Here is a 21,801-nt window from a genome sequence, read left to right on the forward strand (position 1 = left end):
ATCCTCAATTATTAAAAATTAAACTCTACATCCATAGGTATTCCTACCCATTTTTTACGTAAATCTATTATGACCAATTTATCTTTGACCCATTTTATTAGCAATTTGTCATTAAATTTCAGATCACGCCCGGCTAAAAGATGATTTAACTGGTAGGAATTGTAATTTATTTGATGTTTTTTTAGTTCATTAATGATTATTTTACGTTGATCGTACTCTGGTGATTTTTTGACCTCCGTACAGTTATTGACAGAACTCCGAGGGGCGCAGTCGCGCCTATTTTTAGGGACGATCGCCCATTTTATTAAACGGGTACATATAAAAGATGCTACGCCGACGATCGGGGAAAATACCCCTTTGACCTTTTTAACATCCTCCTCAAACTGGTTTTGTGTTTCTTCATAAGAAACTCTAACGCGCAAATCTTTACGCCGCACCGTGACGCCACCTTGCAATTGTGTGTATGCCGCCCAATCACCGGCATCGGCTGCAGCTAATACAGGATCGATTTCCTTACTTTCAACTTTTTGACTACCAAGTCGGCGCAGTTCGCGCCACACCGTCACGGGGGCGCCGCCGATTTGTTGAAATTGACGAATACCCCAGCGACTAGCCCAAGCTGTCACATTTTTGGCCATATCTTTTAAGTTTTGTCCTGTTTCGTCGTCGATCTCATCGTCGAGCTGATAACCGTCAATATTTTTCGAAATGTATTTAGCAATGTACCCGGTGGCACTTCCTTTTTCTTTTTCGATATCCTCGAATTTTATGCGATTGTCGCGAGCGCCGGGTTCGTCCCAATCTTCTGCTAATGCATACTTGTACATAATGTCATGAACTTGATCTTTATCTTCCGGACGCATAAATACCAAAATATGCCAGTGAGGCGTGCCGTCGTGGTGAGGTTCTGCAACGCGAAACCCAAAAATTTTTATACCCTCCCGATTTAATTTTGCCCGGATTTTTGCCCAAACGTTGCATAAATAGCGTTGAGTGTCACGTGGTGTGCCGGCATTCCAATTTTTAATAAAACCACCTTTGGCATGTACTGCGTGATATTTTGAAGGGGCGGTTAATGTGATAAATGCACCAGTATAGCCGAACTCGTCGGCTATATCTTCAAAACCTCGCATCCTGATCATGAGTTCGCAACGACGAATTGCTGGGTTAGCGTTTGATTTATCAACTTGAAAAACTAAATCGAATTGTTCGCCGGTGTCGGTATTTTCTATGCATTGGTTTTTCAGCCATTCGCGGTTTTTTCTTTTCTGTTCTTTCCATTCGCCAACGCAAGTGCGACTTGCGTACGGGCTGGCCGATTTTTGCACTTGTCCCGCTGCAATGGCTAAATGTTCACGCTGAAAAGCCCACAGCCTTTTTAATTTGTTTTGCCACCATTTATCGGCCGATAATTTAGCTAAGGCGATAACAATTTGCTGTGCCGTGATCTCGTCTTTTTTATAATCGGCAAAATAGGGCGCGGTAATTCTCAATGGCTTTAACTGCTCTAACGCAAACCTGTAGATAGTTAACTCATGGTCGTTATTACTCAACTTAAATTCGTCGGTTTCTAAAAATTTGATAATTAGATTTTGCATATACCCGGCGATTTTTGCGCCTAGTTCATCGACGTCGATTTTGTCGTAAGTTGGCAGTGTTGCCAGTTGTTTATAGAATGTTTGCGCTATAAGACTTTTGCCTGCATTTTCAATGGTGTATTGCTGCTGTACTTCGGTGCAACGAGTTAAACCACAGGTGCGTAAAAAAGTGTTGGCTGCTTTTGAGCCGTTTTCTTGATAGAGCGCTGCATATTTACGAGCAAAATAACTACCGATGAATTGCGGGGCGTCACTAAAAAAAGGGTGGAAGTAGTCGTATTCGTGCGGTATCTGCTCCCATAGCGGGCGTTCAATGATAGTTAGATCTTTGGGTGGTTTAGGTCCGATGTTTGAATATTGAGATTTTGGTTGAATTGGTTTTGTTGGTAGAAATTTACCTACGGTATCGTAAAAATCACGCATACCAGAAAGCAGGGCAGATCTGGCCCTGTTTGTTATTGGTGGTAGTGTTTGCGTGATTGATGTCATGTTATTTGCTTAATCCTATTATTTAACTGTTACTACCACGCCATTTTTTATTACAGCACGCAAACCAATACATTTAACCGGTATAGTTCCATCGCCAAGTTTCGTATAAAGCGGTAAAACTTCATCAATGATTTGTTGATTAATTTCGCTTAGATTAATCTTAAACATTCGCTCTAATACTCTGATAGTTGCGTGTTCGCTGACTATTAATTTATTATTGTTAGAAAGTTCATTTATTTTGGTTTGTATGTCTGTAATTTCGCTTTTTATTTTGTTATAACGCTGTTGGCAGTCTGATAATTCACTTCTAATTACATTTTGTTTTGCATGTAATTTTTTTAGCTGAGATTGATACCTTTTTAATGTGTTCCCATTCATGATTGCCTATCCCCTGTTATTGGCGGTAATGTTTGTGTGATTGGTGTCATGTTATTTACCTAAATCCAACTGACACGAAAACACTTCGCATGATTCAGAACATGACCCGGAATCGTAGCCTTTATTCCCCCTAATTGTTGCTAATATTTCTTCACGAGAATGGTTTTGATACATAGCCATGATTGCTATTAGCGAGTTATTTCCGCGGTACATGATTTTGTTTTCCTGTTGCCTACGTTCTACAACTCGGACATTGGGGTCATTGATTAGATTAATAAAATCCTCAGCCATTTTTGGTTCATCACGAGTAGCAAGCGCAATTTTGTTAATCCCTTTTTTGATGCAGAAAACACAGTTACCGAGATGTTCTGGTAGGTCTAAATCAAATGACTGATTCTTCCACCAGTTAATAACATCCGACTTATCAAAATCGGATATATCAGCTAGATAACTATAACCGTCCTTTGGCTTTAATCGCTTTGGTTCATCAGCACGTATGCCGAGCCATGTTTGATAATTACCTTTGCCGTAGTTATCTTTACAGTACCGCTCGAAAGGTTCAAGTTTCATTGAACGAGTGCAAAAAGCCCCGTGAACGTACGGCGTACCGTATTTGTAGCAAATATCTCGAAACGGTTGTAAGTCTTGCTTAAGTTCATCTAATGTTATTTCGCGATAAGAATTGGCTTGCCCTAGCTCTGGATTCACAACTACTCGCAAACACGTTAGTTTTATACCCCAGTATTTGACTATATTTTTAACAAATTCATAAGTTTTTGGGTGTTCTGCGCCTGTGTCCATAAAAATGAAATCAGTGTCTGGATACAGATTTTTCATTAGATTAACTAGATAGGCAGACGAACGACCGCCACTAAAACTAACTACGTGTTTCATGGGGTGTATTCCTGTGTGATTTTAGCGCTCGTAAAATGTGAGATATAACATCAACTGTCCAACCGTTCCCCAACATTTTATAACGCTGAGTATTGCTAACGCCGCCGGTATAATTGTCTGGTAATGTCTGGAGGCGTTCGCACTCAATGGGTGTCAATTTTCGGATATACCCGTCGATCAAAACGCCATGCCGATCCTGTGCCGTGAGGGTATAAAATTTCTCGCCAGTGCTAAATCGCTGACCGTTTTGTCTTTTTTCGACTCTATCAGGGGTTATACAACCAAATAGGTATTGTCCTGTTTTTGCTGCACCGCCACCTGCATCACCACATAAAGTAACGGATTTACCGTGTATGCTGTAGACCCTATTTGACTGACTGTCTGCACGGAAAAAACCTATTTTCCCTGCAATTGTTTCTTTATCCAAAATCTGCAATGATTTATCAAACGGCACTATAAATGGGTTTATACAATAAACTAGCTGCCCCTGGTTTTTATAAAAATACTCTCTATCAGTAGTTTTACCAATGCTTGACGTTATGCAATTGCTTTTATCTTTATCAACCGCCAATAATAAATGGTTATTGTGTTCAAAAGAGTTACTTGTTAAGGTTGGGCTTTTGTCCGTATGAATCCCCCCACGATTTTTACCTCGAGGATTTTGTTTTATCCCTACAACCGCATTCAACGGGATTGCTATTTTGCTTCCTTCACCTTTATTTGTTGTTAGTGTTGGGCTTTTATCGTTAGTAATGGGTGTAACATTACCATTCATTCCGCAGCCGCTGGGATTACAATTAAAGCTGGGCAATCTGTCATGATTTGTTATATCAATGGTTTCATGTATAACGTCTTTTAACAAAATTTTTTTATCTGCGGGTTGTTCTATATCCCAATTACACCAATATAATCGTTTACGGTTTTGCGCTGATACCAACGCACTATTTATCATGACCGGATCAACGCCTACAATTGACGTTATTACATGTTCGTAATCTTTTTTCATTCTGACGTTTTCAAGCAAAAATTTAACGCTATGATTGAGTGACTGAACATGCGCTAATATTTCAGCAAATCTAAAAAATAGCGCCGATCGTTTATCGTCAAATGCTAATTGTTTACCTGCAAAACTAAAACCTTGGCACGGTGACCCGGCTAATATCAAATCAATACTGGACCAATCGATATCCCAACTTTCCCAGTTGTTTATATCTCCAAGCCGGATAATGTCGGGGTAGTTTTTTTGGCTAACTTGGATTGCATATTTGTCAATTTCGCTAGCGTAATATTTTGTTACATTGATATTTGCACGTTCGAGTGCAACACGACCGCAACTCATGCCATCGAATAGTGATAGTACGTTCATGTCACCCCCTTTAAATCATATTCGGCGTTAATACGGCAATAATTTCGCGCGCCGGGCTGCGATTTCCGTTGGCTGCAACTGAGCGCGGGGCGTCGATTTCGTAAATTTCAAAATCATCAAAAATGCTTTTTACTGTTGTGTTATTAGCGTTTGAAACGATCGCGGTTGCGCCTCGCTTAACGGCATGAACAAGCAAATCATGCAATAACTTTGTGACCGGGTAATTAAACTTATGCGGAGTGTAGCCAGTAAAAATATCGTTTTTAGAGCCTGAAATGTACGGCGGATCGCAATAAATAACGTCATCGGCTCCAGCCATTTCGACTGCTGCTCTATAATCCGCAGCCATTAATGTAACTGGAACTGAGATCAACTTATTGCTAAATGCGATTAGTTCTGCCTTGGGAAAGTAAATCTTTTTATATTTGCCGCAGGGAACATTAAATTCACCTTTTTGGTTATAACGACAAACCCCATTGAAGCAGTGGCGGTTTAAATAGATAAACTCAGCGGCGCGTTTTAATGTGAATGGTTGTGTTATGTTACAATTAAATCGGCAACGAATTTCATAAAAATCAATATCGCTATCAAATAATAATTGGGCTGTATTTAATAATCCCGCTAAATCATCACGTAGCCATTGATAAACATTAATTAAATCACGGTTTTTATCAGCTAACACATAACCATTATAATTAGTGTTAATAAATACATTGCCCGCGCCCAAAAACGGTTCAATTAGCCGCCCGCCTGCCGGCAGGTGGGGCAATAGCTGGGGAATAATCCGAGATTTCCCCCCGACCCATTTTAAAAATGATTTTTGGATTTTTTCTTTTTTTTCTACACACATATAAATATTTCACTCTATTGCTGGTTACAAAAACGCCGTCTGAATTGTTCCAAGGCCTGCTCAGTTAGACAGAATTGCTCATCTCGATTGAGCGTTTGAACTAAATCAAATCCAATAACCACGCGTCCAGTGATTGAACTCGGATAATCATACGACACCTCAGCGACCATTGCGGCGTCGCCGTGGGCTAATATAAAACTGTTTTTTTCTCGTATTTCATGCAGAACGGAATCATTAACAATAACTGCCGAAACACAACCGCGACTAATTAGCTCAAATTGAGACTCCGAAACAGTCACGATTTTGTACGAGCTATTTTTAAATTGGCTAAACATTGAGTTATCTCCAAAAAATTTATATGTGAGGGCTGTATGATTCAGCCCCACATTAAAGATAAGAAAGGCTGGCGGTTGCCTCGTTTGATTAATAGATGAATTTATTTTGTTTGTTCCTCTTGGAGTTCAAATTCAATGATAACTTTGCGGTCGTCAACGTCGGAAACACATAAATTAACAATAGAACAAATGATCACCGCGTCACCACAGGAAATGGCAAAAGTTTGGGTGCCGTTCAGTGCTTTTAAATACCCCGCGTCAACAGATATTGATCTGACCTCATGATCGGCAATTAACTCAAACTGCAACGCCGGCACATCTATTGCTTTTAATGAATTACCTTTAAAATTATTAAACATGTTTTTATCCTCTTTTTTGTTGCGACATAAATTAAATAATTGAGGTTGAGCGCCAAATGGGCTTAGCGTTGGCCATATCTCGTAGACTTCGTCGTTCATATGATTACTACCTCCTGTGTTCCTGTAATTGCTGGCAGTCAACACATCGCTGGCAGCCTTTTATTAATTTTCGGCGTTTTTCGGGAATTGGCTCGTCACACTCACAGCAATAATGAGCCGATTCACCGGTGTAACCGTTTTTTTTGTTCAGAGCGACAGAGGTCGCCATGTCAATTTGCGCTTGAGCGAGGTCTGCTAGATCCGCCATTAGACATCCCCTCGATGTTGGGAACGAATCACCTCCGCTTCTTGCTCTAACAGTTCGGCTGATTCGGTTGGCGTTAGGTAATTTGTGCGTATGTGAGCAGCTAAACGCTCTAATTTTGCAGTGAATACGTCACATAAACCCTGTTTGGTTTCATTTTTTGCTTGATTTATTGCGTGCAATAATGCATCGCCTTTTAATGTTGTCATTTCCATTTATGCCACCTGTTTAACTTCTTTTTTAAAATCCTGTTGTTCACATAATGCGAATGCATCAATGATTGATTGCAACCGGCGCAAGCCTTTTTTTAGATCGTCGATTTCTTTATCTGTCAGATCGTCATAGCGCATTTCAAATGTATGTAAAAACTGACTATCTACGTTGTAAATTGTTGTAGTGCGCTGTTTAATGCCCGATGCCTCTAATAGCAATCGTTTTTGCCCCGGCATCAAATTATTAAACGCTGATCTGGCTAGACTCCGTTTACCGCTTAAAATTTGGTGAAACTCTCGCAAAAGACTGCGATGATTAGCTACTTGCTGGTTTTCCATGATTTTCACCATTTATTAACTTAACCGCTTTGCCGTTGGGCTTTTCGATCCACCCTTCAGGGTTATGGTTATTAATTTGAATAAAAATAAAAGCCTGCTTGTTAGCGGCTTTAGGGCTTAAGTAGATTGCTTTGCTCATTGCTCCGCCTCCTCGATGTTGACAACTAAATTACCTTTGTAACCAGCTGCACCTTCCAATGTGAGTGCGACCATGTTAATTAAAGGGGTTTCACGACTGGACGAACCTGCGTTACTACGTTTTTTTCGGATTGGGAATTCTCCATTTTGGATTTTGTATTTAACGGTTGCTAAAGGCATTTTTGCCAAATCAGCAAATTGTTGAGCCGTGACAAATGGTGCTGGGATAGCTATTGCAATTTGTATTGTCATGGTGCATCATTCCTCATTTAATGTTTATTAGTAGTTATTAAATTATTTTAATAACGTTTTGCGTTTTTTAAATAGTAATTCACAACGTATTGCGTTGTCAATAAGAAAATAACAACTAAATACGTTTTTTTATTTTGTGAGAAAGATAATGATTAAGTTTGATAATTGTAAAAACGTGATACAGCGAATACTTGCAGCCTATAAACTAAAAACTGTTAAATCATTAGCAGATAAGTGGAACATAACAGCCAGTGTTATTGGGAGCAGAGTCCAGAGACAGACTTTCCCCGCTGATTATGTAGTCAAATGCATGTTGGATACAGGTGCAGATCTAAACTGGCTTTGTACTGGAGAGGGCGAGTCAGGTATTGACGGAATCAATACAGAAAAAAAATCAATTGACGTTTCGATCGAGGCGTTAGAAAAATTGGAACGTATTGCAGCGTTAAAAAGCAGCGGTGCTATTACTGATGATGAATATGTGTTGTTAAAAAATAGTATTTTTAATAAATAATAGAAACAGCAGAGACTTAATTAATGAGTGTTCGCAAACAAAGCAACGGAAAATGGCTGTTTGAAAAATATTTAGAGGGCGGTAGGCGTATTCGTAAAACGTTCGCTACCAAGGGCGAGGCGGTGGCGTATGAAAGCTATATTGAGGAACAAGCAGCCACCAAACCTTGGATTGCTGAAAAGCAAGATAGGCGCAGGCTTAAAGATCTGATCGAGCTGTGGCATAATGCGCACGGCAAAACACTCAGCGACGGCGAAAATGTATATACGACGTTACTATTTATTGCTGACAGTATAAATAATCCAATAGCTGCAAATTTTACCGCCAAAGACTTTACAGAATACAGATCTAAACGGCTCAGCGGTGAAATTTATAGAACCGAGCGGGTTCAAGTTGTTTCAAAAAGAACGCTAAACTTAGAGTTAACCTATGTTAATGGAATGTTTAACGAACTGATCAGATTTGGGGAATGGACGTTAAAAAACCCAGTTGAGCGCATCCGACAATTTAGAATTGACGAGCAGGAAATGGCGTATCTAACATCCGATCAAATCAAAAAATTGTTAGCGTCAGCAAAAAAAAGCAAAGCTAAAGACTTGTTAATCATTATAAAATTATGTTTGGCAACTGGTGCCCGCTGGAGTGAAGCCGAATCATTACAAGATAAACAAGTAAAGAACCAGTCAATTACATATTTAAAAACAAAGGGCAAAAAGAATCGAACAATACCGATTGATAAAGCATTGTTTGATGAAATCGACATAAAAAAAGGATTTTTGTTCACTCCCTGTTATTCTGCTTTTCGCTCAGCAATTAAGCGCGCAGAAATAGAATTGCCTAAGGGCCAACTATCGCACGTCTTGCGTCACACGTTTGCCAGCCATTTTATGATGAACGGGGGTAATATTTTAGTATTACAAAAAATACTCGGGCACACAGATATAAAAATGACAATGCGCTATGCGCATTTTGCCCCCGAGCATTTTGAAGACGCAATCAAATTAAACCCCTTCAATAATATTTAAATGGCGGTAAAATGGCGGTCGAGTTAATTAATATAGCGTTTTATTAGTGTTTATTAGTTTTATAACTCATTGATAAATTTATAACTTATTGTTTTTTATGGTGTGTGCAGGGAACTCTTAATCAATTGGTCGCGGGTTCGATCCCCTCACAACCCACCATTCACCAGATTCATCCAATACTATTATCCCACATCTTGGAAAATAATTATTGATTTATTAAGGCGTTACATATACTATTTCTCTTCTATGAAGTTGAATCATAGATTTGTTATGATTCTTAATAGCACGTTATAATTATTTAAGTATAGAAATTCCAAATGTTTTCACTAACTACAGGCCAAGTAATTCTAATTCTGTTAATAGTTGCACCGTTTTATTTTTGGTATATCTATTTACCAATTCTTCTCATAGGTATTCTTTTGCTTTGTTTCAATAGAAAGAAGCGAGAAAATGAGACAAATAGGTTTTATTATAAAGTTGGTAAATTTTTAATTGGATTTATCATTGTTAGCTTAATTATTTCATTATTAAGCATTTTGTATTTACTTAATAGCTGAATATTTTTTGAGATGATGCTGATAAGATAAGAGTATTGAATGCTAATTGAAGTGCGGTATTTAATCGAACTTGAACAATTTTTTCAATGTTTGAGATTGAATCGACTACCGAAATCTTTTAATAGGGTATTTTTTATTTTATCAAAAATAGTGAGCAATTGTCGTGCTGATTAACATATTTAATCGTTTAGCGTAATTTATAAAAAGTTCTGAATCAAATGTATAAATCAATGAAAATTGATAATGACTTTAAGGGACTCATCACTCGAAAAGTAATATACTAAAAAGTAATCCGTTTTCTTTTAACTTTTTACTTTATTATTGAGGAGTGGTATATTACATCAAGGTGTTGAGTGGATAATAAACGTTATATGTTTAATAAGTATTTTTTTAATAGCTCTTTTCTGATCCCTCATACCCCTGCATTTATTCTATTTTTTCCTGAATTGTGTGTTTACTGAGTTTGTATAGATCACACTAAGATTTATGGCGAGTCTTCATTTTTTATTTCAACTAACTTATGAGTCATAATATGAATTCATATCTATTACTTTTTATTGCAATTATTTGTGAAGTGATTGCAACTTCTTCATTAAAACTTTCTAACGGTTTTACGCATTTAATGTATTCAATAATTACTATTATTGGTTATAGCGCGTCATTTTATGTTCTTTCATTGGCCTTAAAAACTATTCCTGTCGGTATTGCTTATGCGATTTGGTCGGGGATCGGGATTATTATTATCAGTTTGATAGCTTGGATTTTTATGAAGCAATCTTTAGATCTAGCAGCATTAATTGGTATGGGCTTTATTATATTTGGTGTGGTTATTATTAACCTATTTTCAAATGTTAGCGGGCATTAATATAAACATATTGCGTTGATAATAACTTAAATACTATTTGAACGTTATCTGACTGTAGTTCGCGTTTGAACATAAAAAAACCGGAGTTGTACTCCGGTTTGCGTTTTTAAAATATTTCTAAGCTAATTATAATAGCATGTTTCTCAACTTAGATTTCATTAGCGTGTTGTTTTAAGTAGCTAGCAACGCCATTTGGATTTGCTTGCATTCCTTGCTTTCCTTTTGTCCATTGTGCAGGACAAACTTCGCCATGTTCTTCATGGAATTGGAAAGCATCAACAATACGCAGCATTTCATCAATATTACGACCGATTGGTAAATCATTAATTGTTTCATGACGAACAACGCCTGATTTATCGATAAAAAATGATGCACGAAGAGCAACACCTGCTTCAGGATGTTCAACACCATAAGATTGCATAATGCTATGTTTTATATCGGCAACGATAGGGAATTTCACTTCTCCGATACCACCTTTATCTTGTGGTGTATTACGCCATGCATTATGAACATATTCTGAGTCCATTGAGACACCAATTACTTCAACACCACGTTTTTTGAACTCTTCTAAACGGTGATCAAATGCAATAATTTCTGATGGGCATACAAAAGTGAAATCCATAGGCCAGAAAAATACTACGGCATATTTACCTTTAATATGCTCAGCTAAATTAAAATTATTTACAATTTCGCCAGTACCTAGTACTGCTGCTGAAGTAAAATCTGGTGCTTTACGAGTGACTAATGTCATAAAATTTTTTCCTTGTGTAGCTAATGTATATACTGAATATGCGTTTTATTATATCAATCTTAGCCAATACGCCAAGTTGTTATCAGCAATTGATTTCATAAGTTTAACCTATGGTAAATAAATTATTATTCGGTTTTAGTTATCGTTTTATTGGGTTTTCCCTTATTTTTAATGTCTCGGTGACGTTGTTTTAACTTTTTCTTTTTAGTCTCTTCTTGCTTTTTAGCCGCATTTTTTTGTTTAGCTTTTTGCGAAGGTTTCTTTTTTGTTACTGGTTTAGGTGCTTTGGTTTTTGGGCGTAGTTCATCAATTGTTCTTAATTTGATAGGCTCACGAATATAACGTTCAATTTTTTGTAATAACTCATTATCGTGTGCCTCAATCAACATAATTGCTGTACCTTTTTTCCCTGCTCTAGCGGTTCGACCAATTCGATGTAGATAAACATCAGCCGTTTTAGGTGCATCAAAATTTATAACATGGGTAATATCGTTAATATCTATCCCTCTAGCAGCAACATCAGTTGCGACCAGTACGTTGACCGTGTTGTTATTCATCCGTTTGATGGCTTCGTTACGTTTGGCTTGAACCATTTCTCCTTCTAAATAACAACTATGAATTCCCGCTTGATGCAGCAGTGAAACCAATTCATGTACACGTTCACGTTTACGAACAAAGACGATAGTTTTTTTAACTTCTTTCTGCTTTAATAAGTGAGTTAACAATGCGACTTTATGTGTTAAATCATCAGCACGATAATAAAATTGTAAAATCTTCTTTCGTTCTTTTCGGGAAGGATCAGCATTGATTTCAACAGGTTCGTTAAGAATTCGATTAGCAAAACTATGTAAACCTTCACCTTCTAACGTTGCTGAAAATAATAATGTTTGTTTACGCCAGCGCGTTTCAGCTGAAATGGTTTCAACGTCTTGAGCAAACCCCATATCTAACATGCGATCGGCTTCATCCAAAATTAGCATTTCAACTGCACGACAATCAAAGTTTTCTTCTTTAATGTATTGTAATAGACGTCCGGTTGTTGCAATGACTATATCCTGATTTTTGCTGAAAACTTCGGCATGATTCATATAAGCAACTCCACCTGTAATCGTGGCTATACTCAAGTGTGTTGACTTTGTTAGTAGTTTTGCCTGTTCAGCTATTTGCATAGCTAATTCTCGAGTGGGGGTTAAGATTAATATTCTTGGAGGTCCAGGTTTTCGACGCGGAAAATCAAGCAGATGTTGTACTGCTGGAATTAAAAATGCCAATGTTTTACCTGTTCCTGTCGGAGCTGATCCTAGAACATCTTTACCGTCTAGGGCTACAGGGACAGTTTGTGCTTGTATTGCTGTGGGTTCGTTAATGTTTTGCGCTTGCAGATTTTCAATTAAAATTTCATCTAACTGTAAATCAGAGAAAGTTTGCGTTGTCATAGTGCTCTTCTAATCTATCATTTTGCCCCACATTATAACGGCAATCGCTATAACTACAATCTTTATCAGCAACCAATCATATTATATGAAAGTAAAAATTGTTTTAATTGCAGACGCTTTATTTGATAGGCAACTACTGGCGTATGAGCTTATCATAAGCTGGGGATTATGATAGAATTATGATTTTTAGAAATTATAAAATACTATTCACTCTTTATCAAAATTGATGGTCGAATTATAAATATGACAGAATCTTTTTCGAACGATAAATATAACCAGCAGTTACAAAATAAAATAATCAATTTAAAAACGATATTATCTGATTTTCAATTACCCGAGTTAGTGACTTATTCTTCACCTATTAGTCATTATCGAATGCGTGCTGAATTTAGAATTTGGCATAATGGTGATGAGCTTTATCATATAATGTATGATAAGAAGAAAAGAGTCAGAATAGATAGTTTTCCTATTGCCTCAAAACTGATTAACAAGGCAATGCAGTCGATTTTACCTTTAATTCAATATAACGATAATTTGCGTCATAAGCTTTTTCAAATTGATTATTTCTCTACACTTAGTGGGCAGTTATTAATAACACTTTTGTATCATAAAAAATTAGGTGACGAATGGATAATTGCTGCTGAGCGTTTAAAACAACAATTAGCTGAACTAGGAATTAATGCTAATCTGGTTGGTCGAGCAAGTAATCAAAAAATTGCCATTGATGCTGATTATGTTGATGAGGTTTTACCAATATTTGATAAGACTTTTAAGTATCGACAAGTTGAAAACAGTTTTACTCAACCTAATGCGGCTATCAATATAAAAATGTTGGAATGGGTTATTTCGGTAACTAAAGAGTCTAAAGGTGATCTTCTAGAGTTTTATTGTGGTAACGGTAATTTCTCGATTGCATTGGCTCAAAATTTTAATAAAGTCTTAGCAACTGAGATTGCAAAAGCTTCAGTCTATTCAGCACAGTATAATATCAAAATCAATAATATTGATAATTTAATTATTGTGAGATTATCTGCTGAGGAGTTTACTTCTGCCATTAGGAAAGAGAGGGATTTTAATCGATTAAATGGTATTAATTTAGATGATTATCATTGTCAAACTGTGTTGGTAGATCCTCCTCGAGCGGGATTAGACGATAAAACAATTAATATCATTCAAAGTTATGATCGAATTGTCTATATTTCATGTAATCCTTATACTTTAAAAGATAATTTGCAACGACTTACTCAAACGCATTATATAGAACATTTTGCTATGTTTGACCAATTTCCTTATACTGATCATATTGAAACAGGTATTGTATTACGTAAAAAGGAATATCAATAATATTCAAAAACGGTTAATCTGGGTTAAATAAGATAAATTTTATGCCAAATTAACTGTTTTATTCCAATTATTTCATATTAAGTGGTTTAAAAAGCAAAAAAAAACCCTAGATAAACTAGGGCTGCATTAAATTGCAAGGAATGGATGAAAGGAAATAAAACAATGAAACAATACTGTCTAGCCTCATGAATCATTGTGGTGCTACTATAGCAAACCTAAACAGACGTTTTAATGACTGCAAAATTACAAAATAGTCACTGAAATGTCATGATGTCATTTGACTTCCTAATATATCCTATAACTGCATTATGCAATTTCGATAACCTGATAAAACATTAAGGAATATTCAATATGAAATTGTTAGTTGTTGAAGATGAACAAAAAACCGGTGAATATCTTCGTCAAGGTTTAGTTGAATCAGGATTTATTGTAGATCTTACTGATAACGGACTCGATGGTTATCATCGAGCAATGACTGAAGATTATGATCTGATTATTCTTGATGTAATGCTACCTGATATTGTGGGTTGGAAAATTGTACAGTCTTTGCGTGAAGCAGGTAAAGATACTCAAATTATTTTACTTACTGCAATGGGAAGTGTTGAAGATAAAGTGAAAGGACTCAATTTAGGTGCAGACGACTATTTAGTTAAACCTTTTTCTTTCGCTGAATTGTTAGCAAGAATTAAATCCTTATTAAGACGAAACGTTCCACAAGTAAATAATTATCAATTAAGCATTGCTGATTTAATTATGGACTTACCTAAACGAACAGTAACCCGAGGTGATAAAAGAATTGATTTAACGAATAAAGAATTTTTATTACTAGAATATTTTTTACGTTATCCCGGAGAAGTTTTACCAAGATCCCTTATTGCTTCACAAGTATGGGATATGAATTTTGACAGCGATACCAATGTAATTGATGTAGCAATTAGGCGATTGAGGAACAAAATCGATGCCGATTTTGAACCTAAATTAATTCATACAGTCCGTGGAATGGGATATAAATTAGATGTCTTGGATGAAGCAGAGTAACTTCATATCGTTTCGTATACCACTTATCGTATGCCTGCTAACCTGCGGGCTACTTTATTGTTTCAGTTATCTTATTGAACATACGTTTGAAAAAATTTCAATTCAGCAAAATGTTTCGGAATTGAATTCAGTTATCACCTCTATTGAACGTGAACTTACCTATTATTCACCCGATGAAAATCGAGATGAATTCTTTCAAAATCTACTACTCATCTTGACCGGTCATCATCATCTATTTGTTTATATCATTGATGATTCAGGAAAAATTGTGTATCGCACTCGTGGTCCTAATTTATCTATTGCTTTATCACAAGAAGATTTTGAACGATTGATTACCGAAAATAGTACCGCGATTTGGAATATCGATAAATCATCTTATCGTATCGGTGCTTCCAGAGTTCTACTGGATGAAGGGCGTCAATATACGACAATAGTTGCAGTAGCGCGCAATTTACAGCTTGAATTTATAAATCGATTGAGAAATGGATTAGGTTTACTAATTGCTATTTCTTGTGTGTTAGCATTGATTGGATCGTTAATTTCCATTTATTACACACAAAAACCAATTAATCGTTTAATTAAAAAAATTGAACGAATTAATATGAAAAGCTTAAATTATCGTATTTCAACAGCTTCGGTTCCTGTAAAATATGTGAGTTTGGTTAAGGCGTTTAATAATATGCTTCATCGAATGGAAGATGTCTTTGAACGACAACGCAATTTTACCGCAGATATTGCCCATGAAATGCGAACACCAATCACAAATCTAACGACACAAACGCAAATTGTTTTAAATAATGCGCGCTCTACAGAAGAGTACCGAGAAATTTTATATTCTAATTTAGAAGAGTATGAAAAAATGTCTCAGATGATCTCGGATATGCTTTTTTTAGCACAAGCCGATAATCATCAGCTAGTACCTAATCTTATCGATATAGATTTACATTCGATGATTAGTTTAATGTGTGAATATTTTGAACCTTTGACTGATGAGAAAAATATTACTTTTGAACTTGAAGGTAATTGTTCTCATATTCAAGGCGATAAAATGATGTTAGGGCGGGCGATAAGTAATATCATCTCCAATGCGATTCGTTATACCCCTGAAAATCAAACAATTAAGATTAAATTGGGTCAACTTACACAAAAACGAATTCAAATTATCATCTCTAACCCTGGTAAAAAGATTGAAAGTCGTCATTTACCTCATCTTTTTGACCGCTTTTATCGAGTTGATGAATCGCGTCATCGAAATAACAAAGATAGCTCAGGTACCGGAATTGGTTTGGCTATTGTAAAATCGATTATCGATACACATAAGGGTCATATTTATGTTGAATCAGATGATCTGTCTACACGTTTTATAATCAATCTTCCGACCGTTATTTAACATCATAATCACTTATTAAGAGATTAGCTGCAGCGTATGCGGCTTTTTCTCTTAGATCTTGCGGTACTAGTTGATTATCGACTACTTCATTAAGTACCATCATTACCACACCTAACGCATCTTCAATATAACCTAAATCATTACTGCCAATTTGAGCATATCTTTCACGAATTAGCTCATGATATTTGTTCATATTATTATCTTCCTATTTATTGAAACTCAAATACAATTTAAATAAACGCAGTTAACATTTGATAAACTTCATTGGATGTGATTGATTGCATCGTTTTATCTTTTGAAATGATGCTGTGTTGGTTTTTGCCATATCCTCCAATTAGGTTTGGATCGGTTTTTCCAAATAAAGTTATATTAGGACGATCTAGTGCCGCTGTTAAATGGCTTAATCCTGTATCTACTGACACTACAGCTTTTGAACCCGCAATAACCGTTGCGATTTCGTTAAGAGAAAGCTTTGGTAATACTTCAACGTGATTAAATCCTTGTGCTAAGCGTAAAGCCCGTTCTTGCTCATGAGGAGCTCCCCATGGTAGTTTAATCCTTAGTCCTGTTGGTTGAATTAATTTAATTAATTCTCGCCATGCTTCTTCTGTCCAGTGCTTTTCGTCGCGAGTAGTAGCATGAAGGAATACTAAATATTTCTGGTTATCATCAGGTAATGCAGTTAAGAAATGACGAGCAATAGCATAATCACCGATTGAATCAGGTTGCAAGTAATTAAGACTTTTAGCAAACAGCATCCGAACACGCTCTATGGCATGCATCTGTTTAGGGACATGATGTTTAACATCATAAAACCAACTAGCGATGGGTTCTTTGATGCTTTGTCGATCTAAGCCATGCTTAATACCTCGCGCTTTACGAGTAATTAAAAATGCGCTTTTTATTAAACCTTGAGCATCAATGATGCAATCATACTGTTGTCGTCTTAAATGTTCTATAAATTGGTGGCGTTCTTGACGAACCGTTTTAGCAAACCAGTTTTTTCGCCAACGCCTTATTGCAACTGGGATAACTTCATCTACAGCAAAATGCCAACTTGGAATCTGTGAAAAGTTTTCTTCAACTACCCAATCAAATGTAATATTTGGTAGATTGTTGGCGGCATCTGTTAAAGCCGGTAAAGTATGCAACACATCACCCATTGATGAAGTTTTAACAACCAATACACGCATAATTAATTACTCTTTTCACAGCGAACGATAAGTTTCATCAATGTTTCAAAAACATGATCGGGTTTTATATCAATTAGACTTTGATGATAACCTTGCTCACTATCACCTTTACGAACTCGGTGGTAGCCAGTAATGAGTCTAATGACTTCTGCTTTATTTGATAATGGGGGAGTAAAATCAGGGCTACTTGGTCCATAAAGTGCAACTAAAGGCTTATCAAGTGCAGCTGCAACATGCATTAAGCCTGAATCATTAGTGACAATTGCTTTACATGCCGCAATCAAGTTGATCGCTTGTTCTAATTTTGTTTGGCCAGCAAGATTAATACACTGATCACCATGCGCCATTTTGGCAATAATCTGTTCTCCAACAGCTTTATCTTTTTCTGAACCAAAGATAATAATTTTAGCATGTTGTTTTACTATCAAATCAGCCAATGCAGCATAGTGATAATCAGGCCAACGTTTAGCAGGGCCAAATTCAGCGCCAGGACAAAATCCAATTAAAGGAACATCTGTAGGAATATTAAAGTTTGATAATGCTTGCTCAACCTCATCCTTTTCAACACTCAGTTTTGGCCATAAAATTGGTTGAGGAATATCTTTTGCTGAATGGATATCTTGTTTAGGGTAGGCAAGGGCGACATAACGTTCGACCATTAATGGAAACGCTTTTTTATCAAGTATACGCATATCATTTAATAAACCATAACGCATCTCACCCTTCCAGCCAGTGCGTTTAGGAATTTTAGCAAAGAAAGGAATCAGTGCTGATTTAAATGAGTTAGGTAAAATGATTGCTTGGTCGTATTGACGTAATTCTTTTCCTAGTTGGTAACGTTTAGTTAATGCAAACTCCCCATGATTAATTGGCATAGCAATTGATTGATTGACTTCAGGCATTTTATTCAATAAAGCACGGCACCAAGCTGGTGCCATTACATCAATTTCAATAGTTGGCTCTAGATGCTTTAAAGTGCGATATAAACTTTGGGACATCATCATGTCACCAACCCAAGATGGACCAATAATCAGGGTTTTCATTGTTGTTCCTCTTATTGCTCGTTTAACCATTTCATATATTCAGTTGTACCTTGTGCAACTGTTTTAAACTCAATTGGACATCCTGTTTTTCTAAATTTAGTCAAATCAGCTTGAGTAAAGCTTTGGTAACGTCCTTTCAGGTGTTCTGGGAAAGGAATATAATCAATTTCACCTTTTTGATGATAATTTAAAACTGCATCAGCTACTGATTGGAAAGATTCAGCTCGTCCAGTTCCACAATTAAAGATGCCAGAAACATTATTTTTCCAGAACCATAAGTTTACCTCAACGACATCTCCAACATAAATAAAATCACGTCTAAAATTATCACTTCCAGTAAATAATTTAGGTTTTTCCCCTTTATTGATTTGTTCATTTAAATGGAATGCGACGCTAGCCATGCTACCTTTATGGTTTTCCCGTGGACCATAAACATTAAAATAACGAAATCCACAAATTTGTGAATTTGCTTGTGGTAATATTTCACGGACATATTGGTCGAATAAGAATTTTGAATAACCATAAACATTTAATGGTTTTTCATAGGAACGCTCTTCAATAAAATTATCGCTCCGACCACCATAAGTGGCAGCTGAGGATGCATATAAAAAAGGAATATCAAAATCTAAACAATAATGGAGCAAATCCTTAGAATAATTATAATTATTTTCCATCATAAATTTGCCATCCCATTCTGTTGTGGATGAACAAGCACCTTGATGGAAAATAACTTCAATATCAAGATTTTCGCCAGATATTATTTCTGCTATAAATTCATCTTTATCCATATAATCAGCAATATCTAAATCGGCTAAATTTGAAAATTTAGTACCATCAGTTAAATCATCTACCACTAAAATATCTTTGTGCCCTAGATCATTTAATCCTTTAACGATATTACTTCCAATAAACCCAGCACCGCCAGTAACAACAATCATAATCACAACCTTTAACTAGTAAAAATAATATAATAACGATTTATTGGCAAATTTTCGAGTATTCATTTCTACATCTTAGTTTTGTTGCTAATGAATTTATGATAAAAAATGACACGATTTAATGGTATATATCAGTTATGTGAATCATACCTATGAATTTTTCATTAACATCAAGTACCGGTAAAACTGTTATTGGTCTTGGCTTGTGTTGTTCCATTATATTTAAAGCATCTGAAACTGTTTGGTTTTGTTCAACTGTTACAGGAGTTGATATCATCAACTGAGTAACATTGATATTTAATAAATCTGGATAAGTCTTTAGCTGTCTTCGAATATCGCCATCAGTGATTATACCAAGTAATGCATTTTCCTTATTTACTATTGCAACTGCACCTATTCCAGAATTAGTCATCACAAAAAAGGCATCAGAAATAGATTTTTCAGCAGTAATCGATATCTGTCTATTATGTTTTTCTACCAATTGCTTAACAGTCATTAAACGAATTTGCCCTAAACTTCCGCCTGGGTGATAAAAAGCAAAATCATTTTTGGTAAATTTTTTAGCGTTCATAACTGAAATTGCTAAAGCATCACTTAATGCTAATTGGACAGTAGTACTTGTAGTTGGCGCTAAATTTAATGGGCATGCTTCATTAGTTATATGCGCATCTAAATTATATGTTGCAAATCGGGCTAACGTCGATGAAGGATTACCACAAATTGAAATTAGTGGAATGTTAATTTTTTGTATGGTGGATAAGATATTAAGAATCTCGGCGGTTTCTCCGCTATTTGATATCGCAATAATGGTGTCAAATTTAGTAAGGCTACCTAAGTCACCATGGATTGCTTCAGCTGGATGTAAATAAAATGATGGTGTTCCAGTACTCATAAATGTAGCTGAAAGCTTACGAGCAATATATCCTGGCTTTCCCATTCCAGTTACGATAACTCTTCCTGACGTATTCAAAATTAACTCGACAGCATTAAAGAAACTTTCGTTGATGGTATCAACAATATCCTCTATTGCAGCTGCTTCTTGTTTTAAAACTTGTTTCGCCATTTTTAAAGTTTCACTTTTAAGTGTCAAAAGGTTCGCAGATTTTGTGGTCATATCTCAATTATCCTTATTTATAAATTGATTTAATTGAATTAATTCTGTCAACAACGAATTAAACATGTTTAGAAATTGTACTAATAAAATGAAAAATAATTTTGATGATTCACAAAATACTTACGATGAAAAAGTGAAAGTTTGATTGGGATCACAATTGTTAAACTTGGTTGTGAAAGTGTTAAAAGATTAACATTTTGTGAATTATTTTATTACTACAATGCCCTCAAATTAATTGAGAAATTAACTATGAAACAAGAATTACCGAGATACAAAAGAATTTTAGAGTACTTAGATGAATATGATGTTGCCAATATCAATTCATTATCTAAGCTTTTTTCCGTTTCGCATATGAGTATTAGGCGTGATTTAAAGCTTTTGCAAGAAAAAGGCCTAATAAAAGTATCTTATGGTGGTGAAATAAAGAGAAGTTTTTTAAATGGTACCCCTCTATATAACATCAAGCAAAATCGATTTTCAGAAGGAAAAAAGAAGGTAGGTAAAATTGCAACAGGATTATTGCAACCAGGAATGGTGATCTTTATTGATGCAGGCACAACAATGCGAGAATTTGCATTGAACATCAATGTTCCTATTACAGTTATTACTCCAGATTTACACGTTGCTCTTGAATTATCTTCTCATCCAGAAGTGAATACCATTATTTGTCCTGGTGAAATACAAGCGTCTAGTGCAGCCATTTATAACTCACAATCAATGAAGTATCTATCTGAACAGGTTATCGATTTGGCATTTATTGGCGCTGATGGTTTTAATCTTGAAGATGGCGCATTAACGACATCTCAAATTAAAGCTGACTGTAAATGGATGGCCTTAACCCGATCTATTCAATCTGTTTTGCTTGTTGACAGCAGTAAATTAGGACTTAGATGTCGATTTAAAATCTGTGATTTGAGTCGCTTTAATTACCTTATAACTGAAAAGCAATTTCCGAGTAATTTTGAAAAGCAATTATTAAAACAGGATATTAAATATATGTTTGAAGTCGTGTAACAAACTACCTAATGGTAGATGTATAAAAAGTTCATTAACTGAACTTAATTTTTGAGAGGAAGCAA

26 protein-coding genes are annotated in these 21,801 nt (G+C 35.8%); 7 read left to right on the top strand and 19 right to left on the bottom strand.

The annotated features are described in order from the left end of the window. Positions 1-11: 11 nt before the first annotated feature. From A9G08_RS08070 to A9G08_RS08120, 12 genes are all read right to left on the bottom strand, one after another. On the bottom strand, positions 12-2,087 hold the full coding sequence (locus tag A9G08_RS08070) for a replication endonuclease (protein ID WP_065563198.1): 2,076 nt from the start codon (positions 2,085-2,087) through the stop codon (positions 12-14). 18 nt (positions 2,088-2,105) lie between these two features. Next, positions 2,106-2,465: a hypothetical protein gene (locus A9G08_RS08075; protein ID WP_065563199.1), complete on the bottom strand. Its 360-nt coding sequence runs from the start codon at positions 2,463-2,465 to the stop codon at positions 2,106-2,108. 51 nt (positions 2,466-2,516) lie between these two features. Beyond that, positions 2,517-3,359 carry a phosphoadenosine phosphosulfate reductase domain-containing protein gene (locus A9G08_RS08080; RefSeq protein WP_065563200.1) on the bottom strand — a complete coding sequence of 281 codons (843 nt, stop codon included), beginning with the start codon at positions 3,357-3,359 and terminating at the stop codon, positions 2,517-2,519. After that, a complete protein-coding gene (gene dcm / locus A9G08_RS11530) occupies positions 3,343-4,725 on the bottom strand; it encodes a DNA (cytosine-5-)-methyltransferase (protein WP_081299538.1) in 1,383 nt (460 codons plus the stop codon). Before dcm ends, A9G08_RS08080 begins: the two co-directional genes overlap by 17 nt. Before the next feature lie 10 nt (positions 4,726-4,735). Then, entirely contained in the window at positions 4,736-5,575 is an 840-nt protein-coding gene (locus A9G08_RS08090; RefSeq protein WP_081299539.1) for a DNA adenine methylase, read from the bottom strand. Positions 5,576-5,589: 14 nt separating this feature from the next. After that, a complete protein-coding gene (locus A9G08_RS08095) occupies positions 5,590-5,910 on the bottom strand; it encodes a hypothetical protein (protein WP_065563201.1) in 321 nt (106 codons plus the stop codon). 101 nt (positions 5,911-6,011) lie between these two features. After that, positions 6,012-6,368 (bottom strand): hypothetical protein, encoded by a 357-nt coding sequence (locus A9G08_RS08100; RefSeq protein ID WP_065563202.1) that lies wholly within the window; start codon positions 6,366-6,368, stop codon positions 6,012-6,014. Between the two features lie 7 nt (positions 6,369-6,375). Next, positions 6,376-6,576 carry a TraR/DksA C4-type zinc finger protein gene (locus tag A9G08_RS11835; RefSeq protein ID WP_065563203.1) on the bottom strand — a complete coding sequence of 67 codons (201 nt, stop codon included), beginning with the start codon at positions 6,574-6,576 and terminating at the stop codon, positions 6,376-6,378. Then, positions 6,576-6,788 (bottom strand): DUF2732 family protein, encoded by a 213-nt coding sequence (locus A9G08_RS08110; protein ID WP_065563204.1) that lies wholly within the window; start codon positions 6,786-6,788, stop codon positions 6,576-6,578. Before A9G08_RS08110 ends, A9G08_RS11835 begins: the two co-directional genes overlap by 1 nt. Beyond that, the gene (locus tag A9G08_RS08115) at positions 6,789-7,124 is read right to left on the bottom strand and encodes a hypothetical protein (RefSeq protein ID WP_065563205.1); all 336 of its coding nucleotides are present in this window, start codon (positions 7,122-7,124) and stop codon (positions 6,789-6,791) included. It abuts the gene before it with no gap. Beyond that, positions 7,102-7,263, bottom strand: coding sequence for a hypothetical protein (locus A9G08_RS11715; protein WP_176701535.1), 162 nt, complete (start codon positions 7,261-7,263; stop codon positions 7,102-7,104). Before A9G08_RS11715 ends, A9G08_RS08115 begins: the two co-directional genes overlap by 23 nt. Beyond that, positions 7,260-7,514, bottom strand: a complete 255-nt coding sequence (locus A9G08_RS08120) for a hypothetical protein (RefSeq protein ID WP_065563206.1) — start codon at positions 7,512-7,514, stop codon at positions 7,260-7,262. Before A9G08_RS08120 ends, A9G08_RS11715 begins: the two co-directional genes overlap by 4 nt. A 175-nt stretch (positions 7,515-7,689) precedes the next feature. Here A9G08_RS08120 and A9G08_RS08125 point away from each other — a divergent pair, with 175 nt between their 5' ends. The 3 genes from A9G08_RS08125 to A9G08_RS08135 all read left to right on the top strand — a co-directional run bounded on the left by A9G08_RS08125 (position 7,690) and on the right by A9G08_RS08135 (position 10,475). After that, on the top strand, positions 7,690-8,028 hold the full coding sequence (locus tag A9G08_RS08125; protein WP_176701536.1) for a helix-turn-helix domain-containing protein: 339 nt from the start codon (positions 7,690-7,692) through the stop codon (positions 8,026-8,028). Positions 8,029-8,051: 23 nt separating this feature from the next. Beyond that, positions 8,052-9,053, top strand: coding sequence for a phage integrase (locus A9G08_RS08130; protein ID WP_065563208.1), 1,002 nt, complete (start codon positions 8,052-8,054; stop codon positions 9,051-9,053). A gap of 1,089 nt (positions 9,054-10,142) precedes the next feature. Further along, positions 10,143-10,475 carry a DMT family transporter gene (locus A9G08_RS08135; RefSeq protein WP_065563209.1) on the top strand — a complete coding sequence of 111 codons (333 nt, stop codon included), beginning with the start codon at positions 10,143-10,145 and terminating at the stop codon, positions 10,473-10,475. 148 nt (positions 10,476-10,623) lie between these two features. On the opposite strand, the gene A9G08_RS08140 is transcribed toward A9G08_RS08135, so the two are convergent. Together A9G08_RS08140 and srmB are read right to left on the bottom strand one after the other, a co-directional pair. Beyond that, a complete protein-coding gene (locus A9G08_RS08140; protein WP_065563210.1) occupies positions 10,624-11,226 on the bottom strand; it encodes a peroxiredoxin C in 603 nt (200 codons plus the stop codon). 125 nt (positions 11,227-11,351) lie between these two features. After that, entirely contained in the window at positions 11,352-12,662 is a 1,311-nt protein-coding gene (gene srmB / locus A9G08_RS08145; RefSeq protein ID WP_065563211.1) for an ATP-dependent RNA helicase SrmB, read from the bottom strand. 243 nt (positions 12,663-12,905) lie between these two features. Between srmB and trmA the strand changes: the two genes are divergently transcribed. From trmA to A9G08_RS08160, 3 genes are all read left to right on the top strand, one after another. Beyond that, complete coding sequence (gene trmA / locus A9G08_RS08150) at positions 12,906-14,006, top strand: tRNA (uridine(54)-C5)-methyltransferase TrmA (RefSeq protein ID WP_065563212.1); 1,101 nt, start codon at positions 12,906-12,908, stop codon at positions 14,004-14,006. Between the two features lie 351 nt (positions 14,007-14,357). Continuing rightward, on the top strand, positions 14,358-15,044 hold the full coding sequence (locus A9G08_RS08155; protein WP_065563213.1) for a heavy metal response regulator transcription factor: 687 nt from the start codon (positions 14,358-14,360) through the stop codon (positions 15,042-15,044). Beyond that, positions 15,022-16,434, top strand: a complete 1,413-nt coding sequence (locus tag A9G08_RS08160) for a heavy metal sensor histidine kinase (protein ID WP_081299540.1) — start codon at positions 15,022-15,024, stop codon at positions 16,432-16,434. The genes A9G08_RS08155 and A9G08_RS08160 overlap by 23 nt, the downstream gene beginning before the upstream one ends. Here the strand turns inward: A9G08_RS08160 and A9G08_RS08165 are convergent. The 5 genes from A9G08_RS08165 to A9G08_RS08185 form a co-directional block, all read right to left on the bottom strand. After that, positions 16,427-16,627 (bottom strand): YaeP family protein, encoded by a 201-nt coding sequence (locus A9G08_RS08165; protein ID WP_065563215.1) that lies wholly within the window; start codon positions 16,625-16,627, stop codon positions 16,427-16,429. The two genes, A9G08_RS08160 and A9G08_RS08165, sit on opposite strands and share 8 nt — an antisense overlap. A 37-nt stretch (positions 16,628-16,664) precedes the next feature. Continuing rightward, the gene (rfaC, locus tag A9G08_RS08170) at positions 16,665-17,627 is read right to left on the bottom strand and encodes a lipopolysaccharide heptosyltransferase RfaC (protein ID WP_065563216.1); all 963 of its coding nucleotides are present in this window, start codon (positions 17,625-17,627) and stop codon (positions 16,665-16,667) included. 2 nt (positions 17,628-17,629) lie between these two features. Beyond that, positions 17,630-18,670 (bottom strand): ADP-heptose--LPS heptosyltransferase RfaF, encoded by a 1,041-nt coding sequence (rfaF, locus tag A9G08_RS08175; protein ID WP_065563217.1) that lies wholly within the window; start codon positions 18,668-18,670, stop codon positions 17,630-17,632. A gap of 11 nt (positions 18,671-18,681) precedes the next feature. Next, on the bottom strand, positions 18,682-19,608 hold the full coding sequence (gene rfaD, locus A9G08_RS08180) for an ADP-glyceromanno-heptose 6-epimerase (RefSeq protein ID WP_065563218.1): 927 nt from the start codon (positions 19,606-19,608) through the stop codon (positions 18,682-18,684). Positions 19,609-19,726: 118 nt separating this feature from the next. Further along, positions 19,727-20,722 (bottom strand): KpsF/GutQ family sugar-phosphate isomerase, encoded by a 996-nt coding sequence (locus A9G08_RS08185; RefSeq protein ID WP_065563219.1) that lies wholly within the window; start codon positions 20,720-20,722, stop codon positions 19,727-19,729. Positions 20,723-20,971: 249 nt separating this feature from the next. Between A9G08_RS08185 and A9G08_RS08190 the strand changes: the two genes are divergently transcribed. Further along, positions 20,972-21,736 carry a DeoR/GlpR family DNA-binding transcription regulator gene (locus A9G08_RS08190; RefSeq protein ID WP_141673957.1) on the top strand — a complete coding sequence of 255 codons (765 nt, stop codon included), beginning with the start codon at positions 20,972-20,974 and terminating at the stop codon, positions 21,734-21,736. The last annotated feature ends 65 nt before the right edge of the window (positions 21,737-21,801 follow it).

Origin of the sequence: Gilliamella sp. wkB195, assembly GCF_001690445.1 — a bacterium.
GTDB lineage: Bacteria > Pseudomonadota > Gammaproteobacteria > Enterobacterales > Orbaceae > Gilliamella > Gilliamella apicola_E.

Excerpts from the sequence above, each read along its gene's own strand:
- A9G08_RS08190 (WP_141673957.1), top strand. The coding sequence starts at position 20,972 with ATGAAACAAGAATTACCGAGATACAAAAGAATTTTAGAGTACTTAGAT.
- dcm (WP_081299538.1), bottom strand. The coding sequence starts at position 4,725 with ATGAACGTACTATCACTATTCGATGGCATGAGTTGCGGTCGTGTTGCA.
- A9G08_RS08165 (WP_065563215.1), bottom strand. The coding sequence starts at position 16,627 with ATGAACAAATATCATGAGCTAATTCGTGAAAGATATGCTCAAATTGGC.
- A9G08_RS08120 (WP_065563206.1), bottom strand. The coding sequence starts at position 7,514 with ATGACAATACAAATTGCAATAGCTATCCCAGCACCATTTGTCACGGCT.
- A9G08_RS08090 (WP_081299539.1), bottom strand. The coding sequence starts at position 5,575 with ATGTGTGTAGAAAAAAAAGAAAAAATCCAAAAATCATTTTTAAAATGG.
- rfaD (WP_065563218.1), bottom strand. The coding sequence starts at position 19,608 with ATGATTGTTGTTACTGGCGGTGCTGGGTTTATTGGAAGTAATATCGTT.
- A9G08_RS08075 (WP_065563199.1), bottom strand. The coding sequence starts at position 2,465 with ATGAATGGGAACACATTAAAAAGGTATCAATCTCAGCTAAAAAAATTA.
- A9G08_RS08115 (WP_065563205.1), bottom strand. The coding sequence starts at position 7,124 with ATGGAAAACCAGCAAGTAGCTAATCATCGCAGTCTTTTGCGAGAGTTT.
- A9G08_RS08130 (WP_065563208.1), top strand. The coding sequence starts at position 8,052 with ATGAGTGTTCGCAAACAAAGCAACGGAAAATGGCTGTTTGAAAAATAT.
- A9G08_RS08140 (WP_065563210.1), bottom strand. The coding sequence starts at position 11,226 with ATGACATTAGTCACTCGTAAAGCACCAGATTTTACTTCAGCAGCAGTA.
- A9G08_RS11835 (WP_065563203.1), bottom strand. The coding sequence starts at position 6,576 with ATGGCGGATCTAGCAGACCTCGCTCAAGCGCAAATTGACATGGCGACC.
- A9G08_RS11715 (WP_176701535.1), bottom strand. The coding sequence starts at position 7,263 with ATGAGCAAAGCAATCTACTTAAGCCCTAAAGCCGCTAACAAGCAGGCT.
- srmB (WP_065563211.1), bottom strand. The coding sequence starts at position 12,662 with ATGACAACGCAAACTTTCTCTGATTTACAGTTAGATGAAATTTTAATT.
- A9G08_RS08100 (WP_065563202.1), bottom strand. The coding sequence starts at position 6,368 with ATGAACGACGAAGTCTACGAGATATGGCCAACGCTAAGCCCATTTGGC.
- A9G08_RS08110 (WP_065563204.1), bottom strand. The coding sequence starts at position 6,788 with ATGGAAATGACAACATTAAAAGGCGATGCATTATTGCACGCAATAAAT.
- A9G08_RS08095 (WP_065563201.1), bottom strand. The coding sequence starts at position 5,910 with ATGTTTAGCCAATTTAAAAATAGCTCGTACAAAATCGTGACTGTTTCG.
- trmA (WP_065563212.1), top strand. The coding sequence starts at position 12,906 with ATGACAGAATCTTTTTCGAACGATAAATATAACCAGCAGTTACAAAAT.
- A9G08_RS08185 (WP_065563219.1), bottom strand. The coding sequence starts at position 20,722 with ATGACCACAAAATCTGCGAACCTTTTGACACTTAAAAGTGAAACTTTA.
- rfaF (WP_065563217.1), bottom strand. The coding sequence starts at position 18,670 with ATGAAAACCCTGATTATTGGTCCATCTTGGGTTGGTGACATGATGATG.
- A9G08_RS08080 (WP_065563200.1), bottom strand. The coding sequence starts at position 3,359 with ATGAAACACGTAGTTAGTTTTAGTGGCGGTCGTTCGTCTGCCTATCTA.
- A9G08_RS08070 (WP_065563198.1), bottom strand. The coding sequence starts at position 2,087 with ATGACATCAATCACGCAAACACTACCACCAATAACAAACAGGGCCAGA.
- A9G08_RS08160 (WP_081299540.1), top strand. The coding sequence starts at position 15,022 with ATGTCTTGGATGAAGCAGAGTAACTTCATATCGTTTCGTATACCACTT.
- rfaC (WP_065563216.1), bottom strand. The coding sequence starts at position 17,627 with ATGCGTGTATTGGTTGTTAAAACTTCATCAATGGGTGATGTGTTGCAT.
- A9G08_RS08135 (WP_065563209.1), top strand. The coding sequence starts at position 10,143 with ATGAATTCATATCTATTACTTTTTATTGCAATTATTTGTGAAGTGATT.
- A9G08_RS08155 (WP_065563213.1), top strand. The coding sequence starts at position 14,358 with ATGAAATTGTTAGTTGTTGAAGATGAACAAAAAACCGGTGAATATCTT.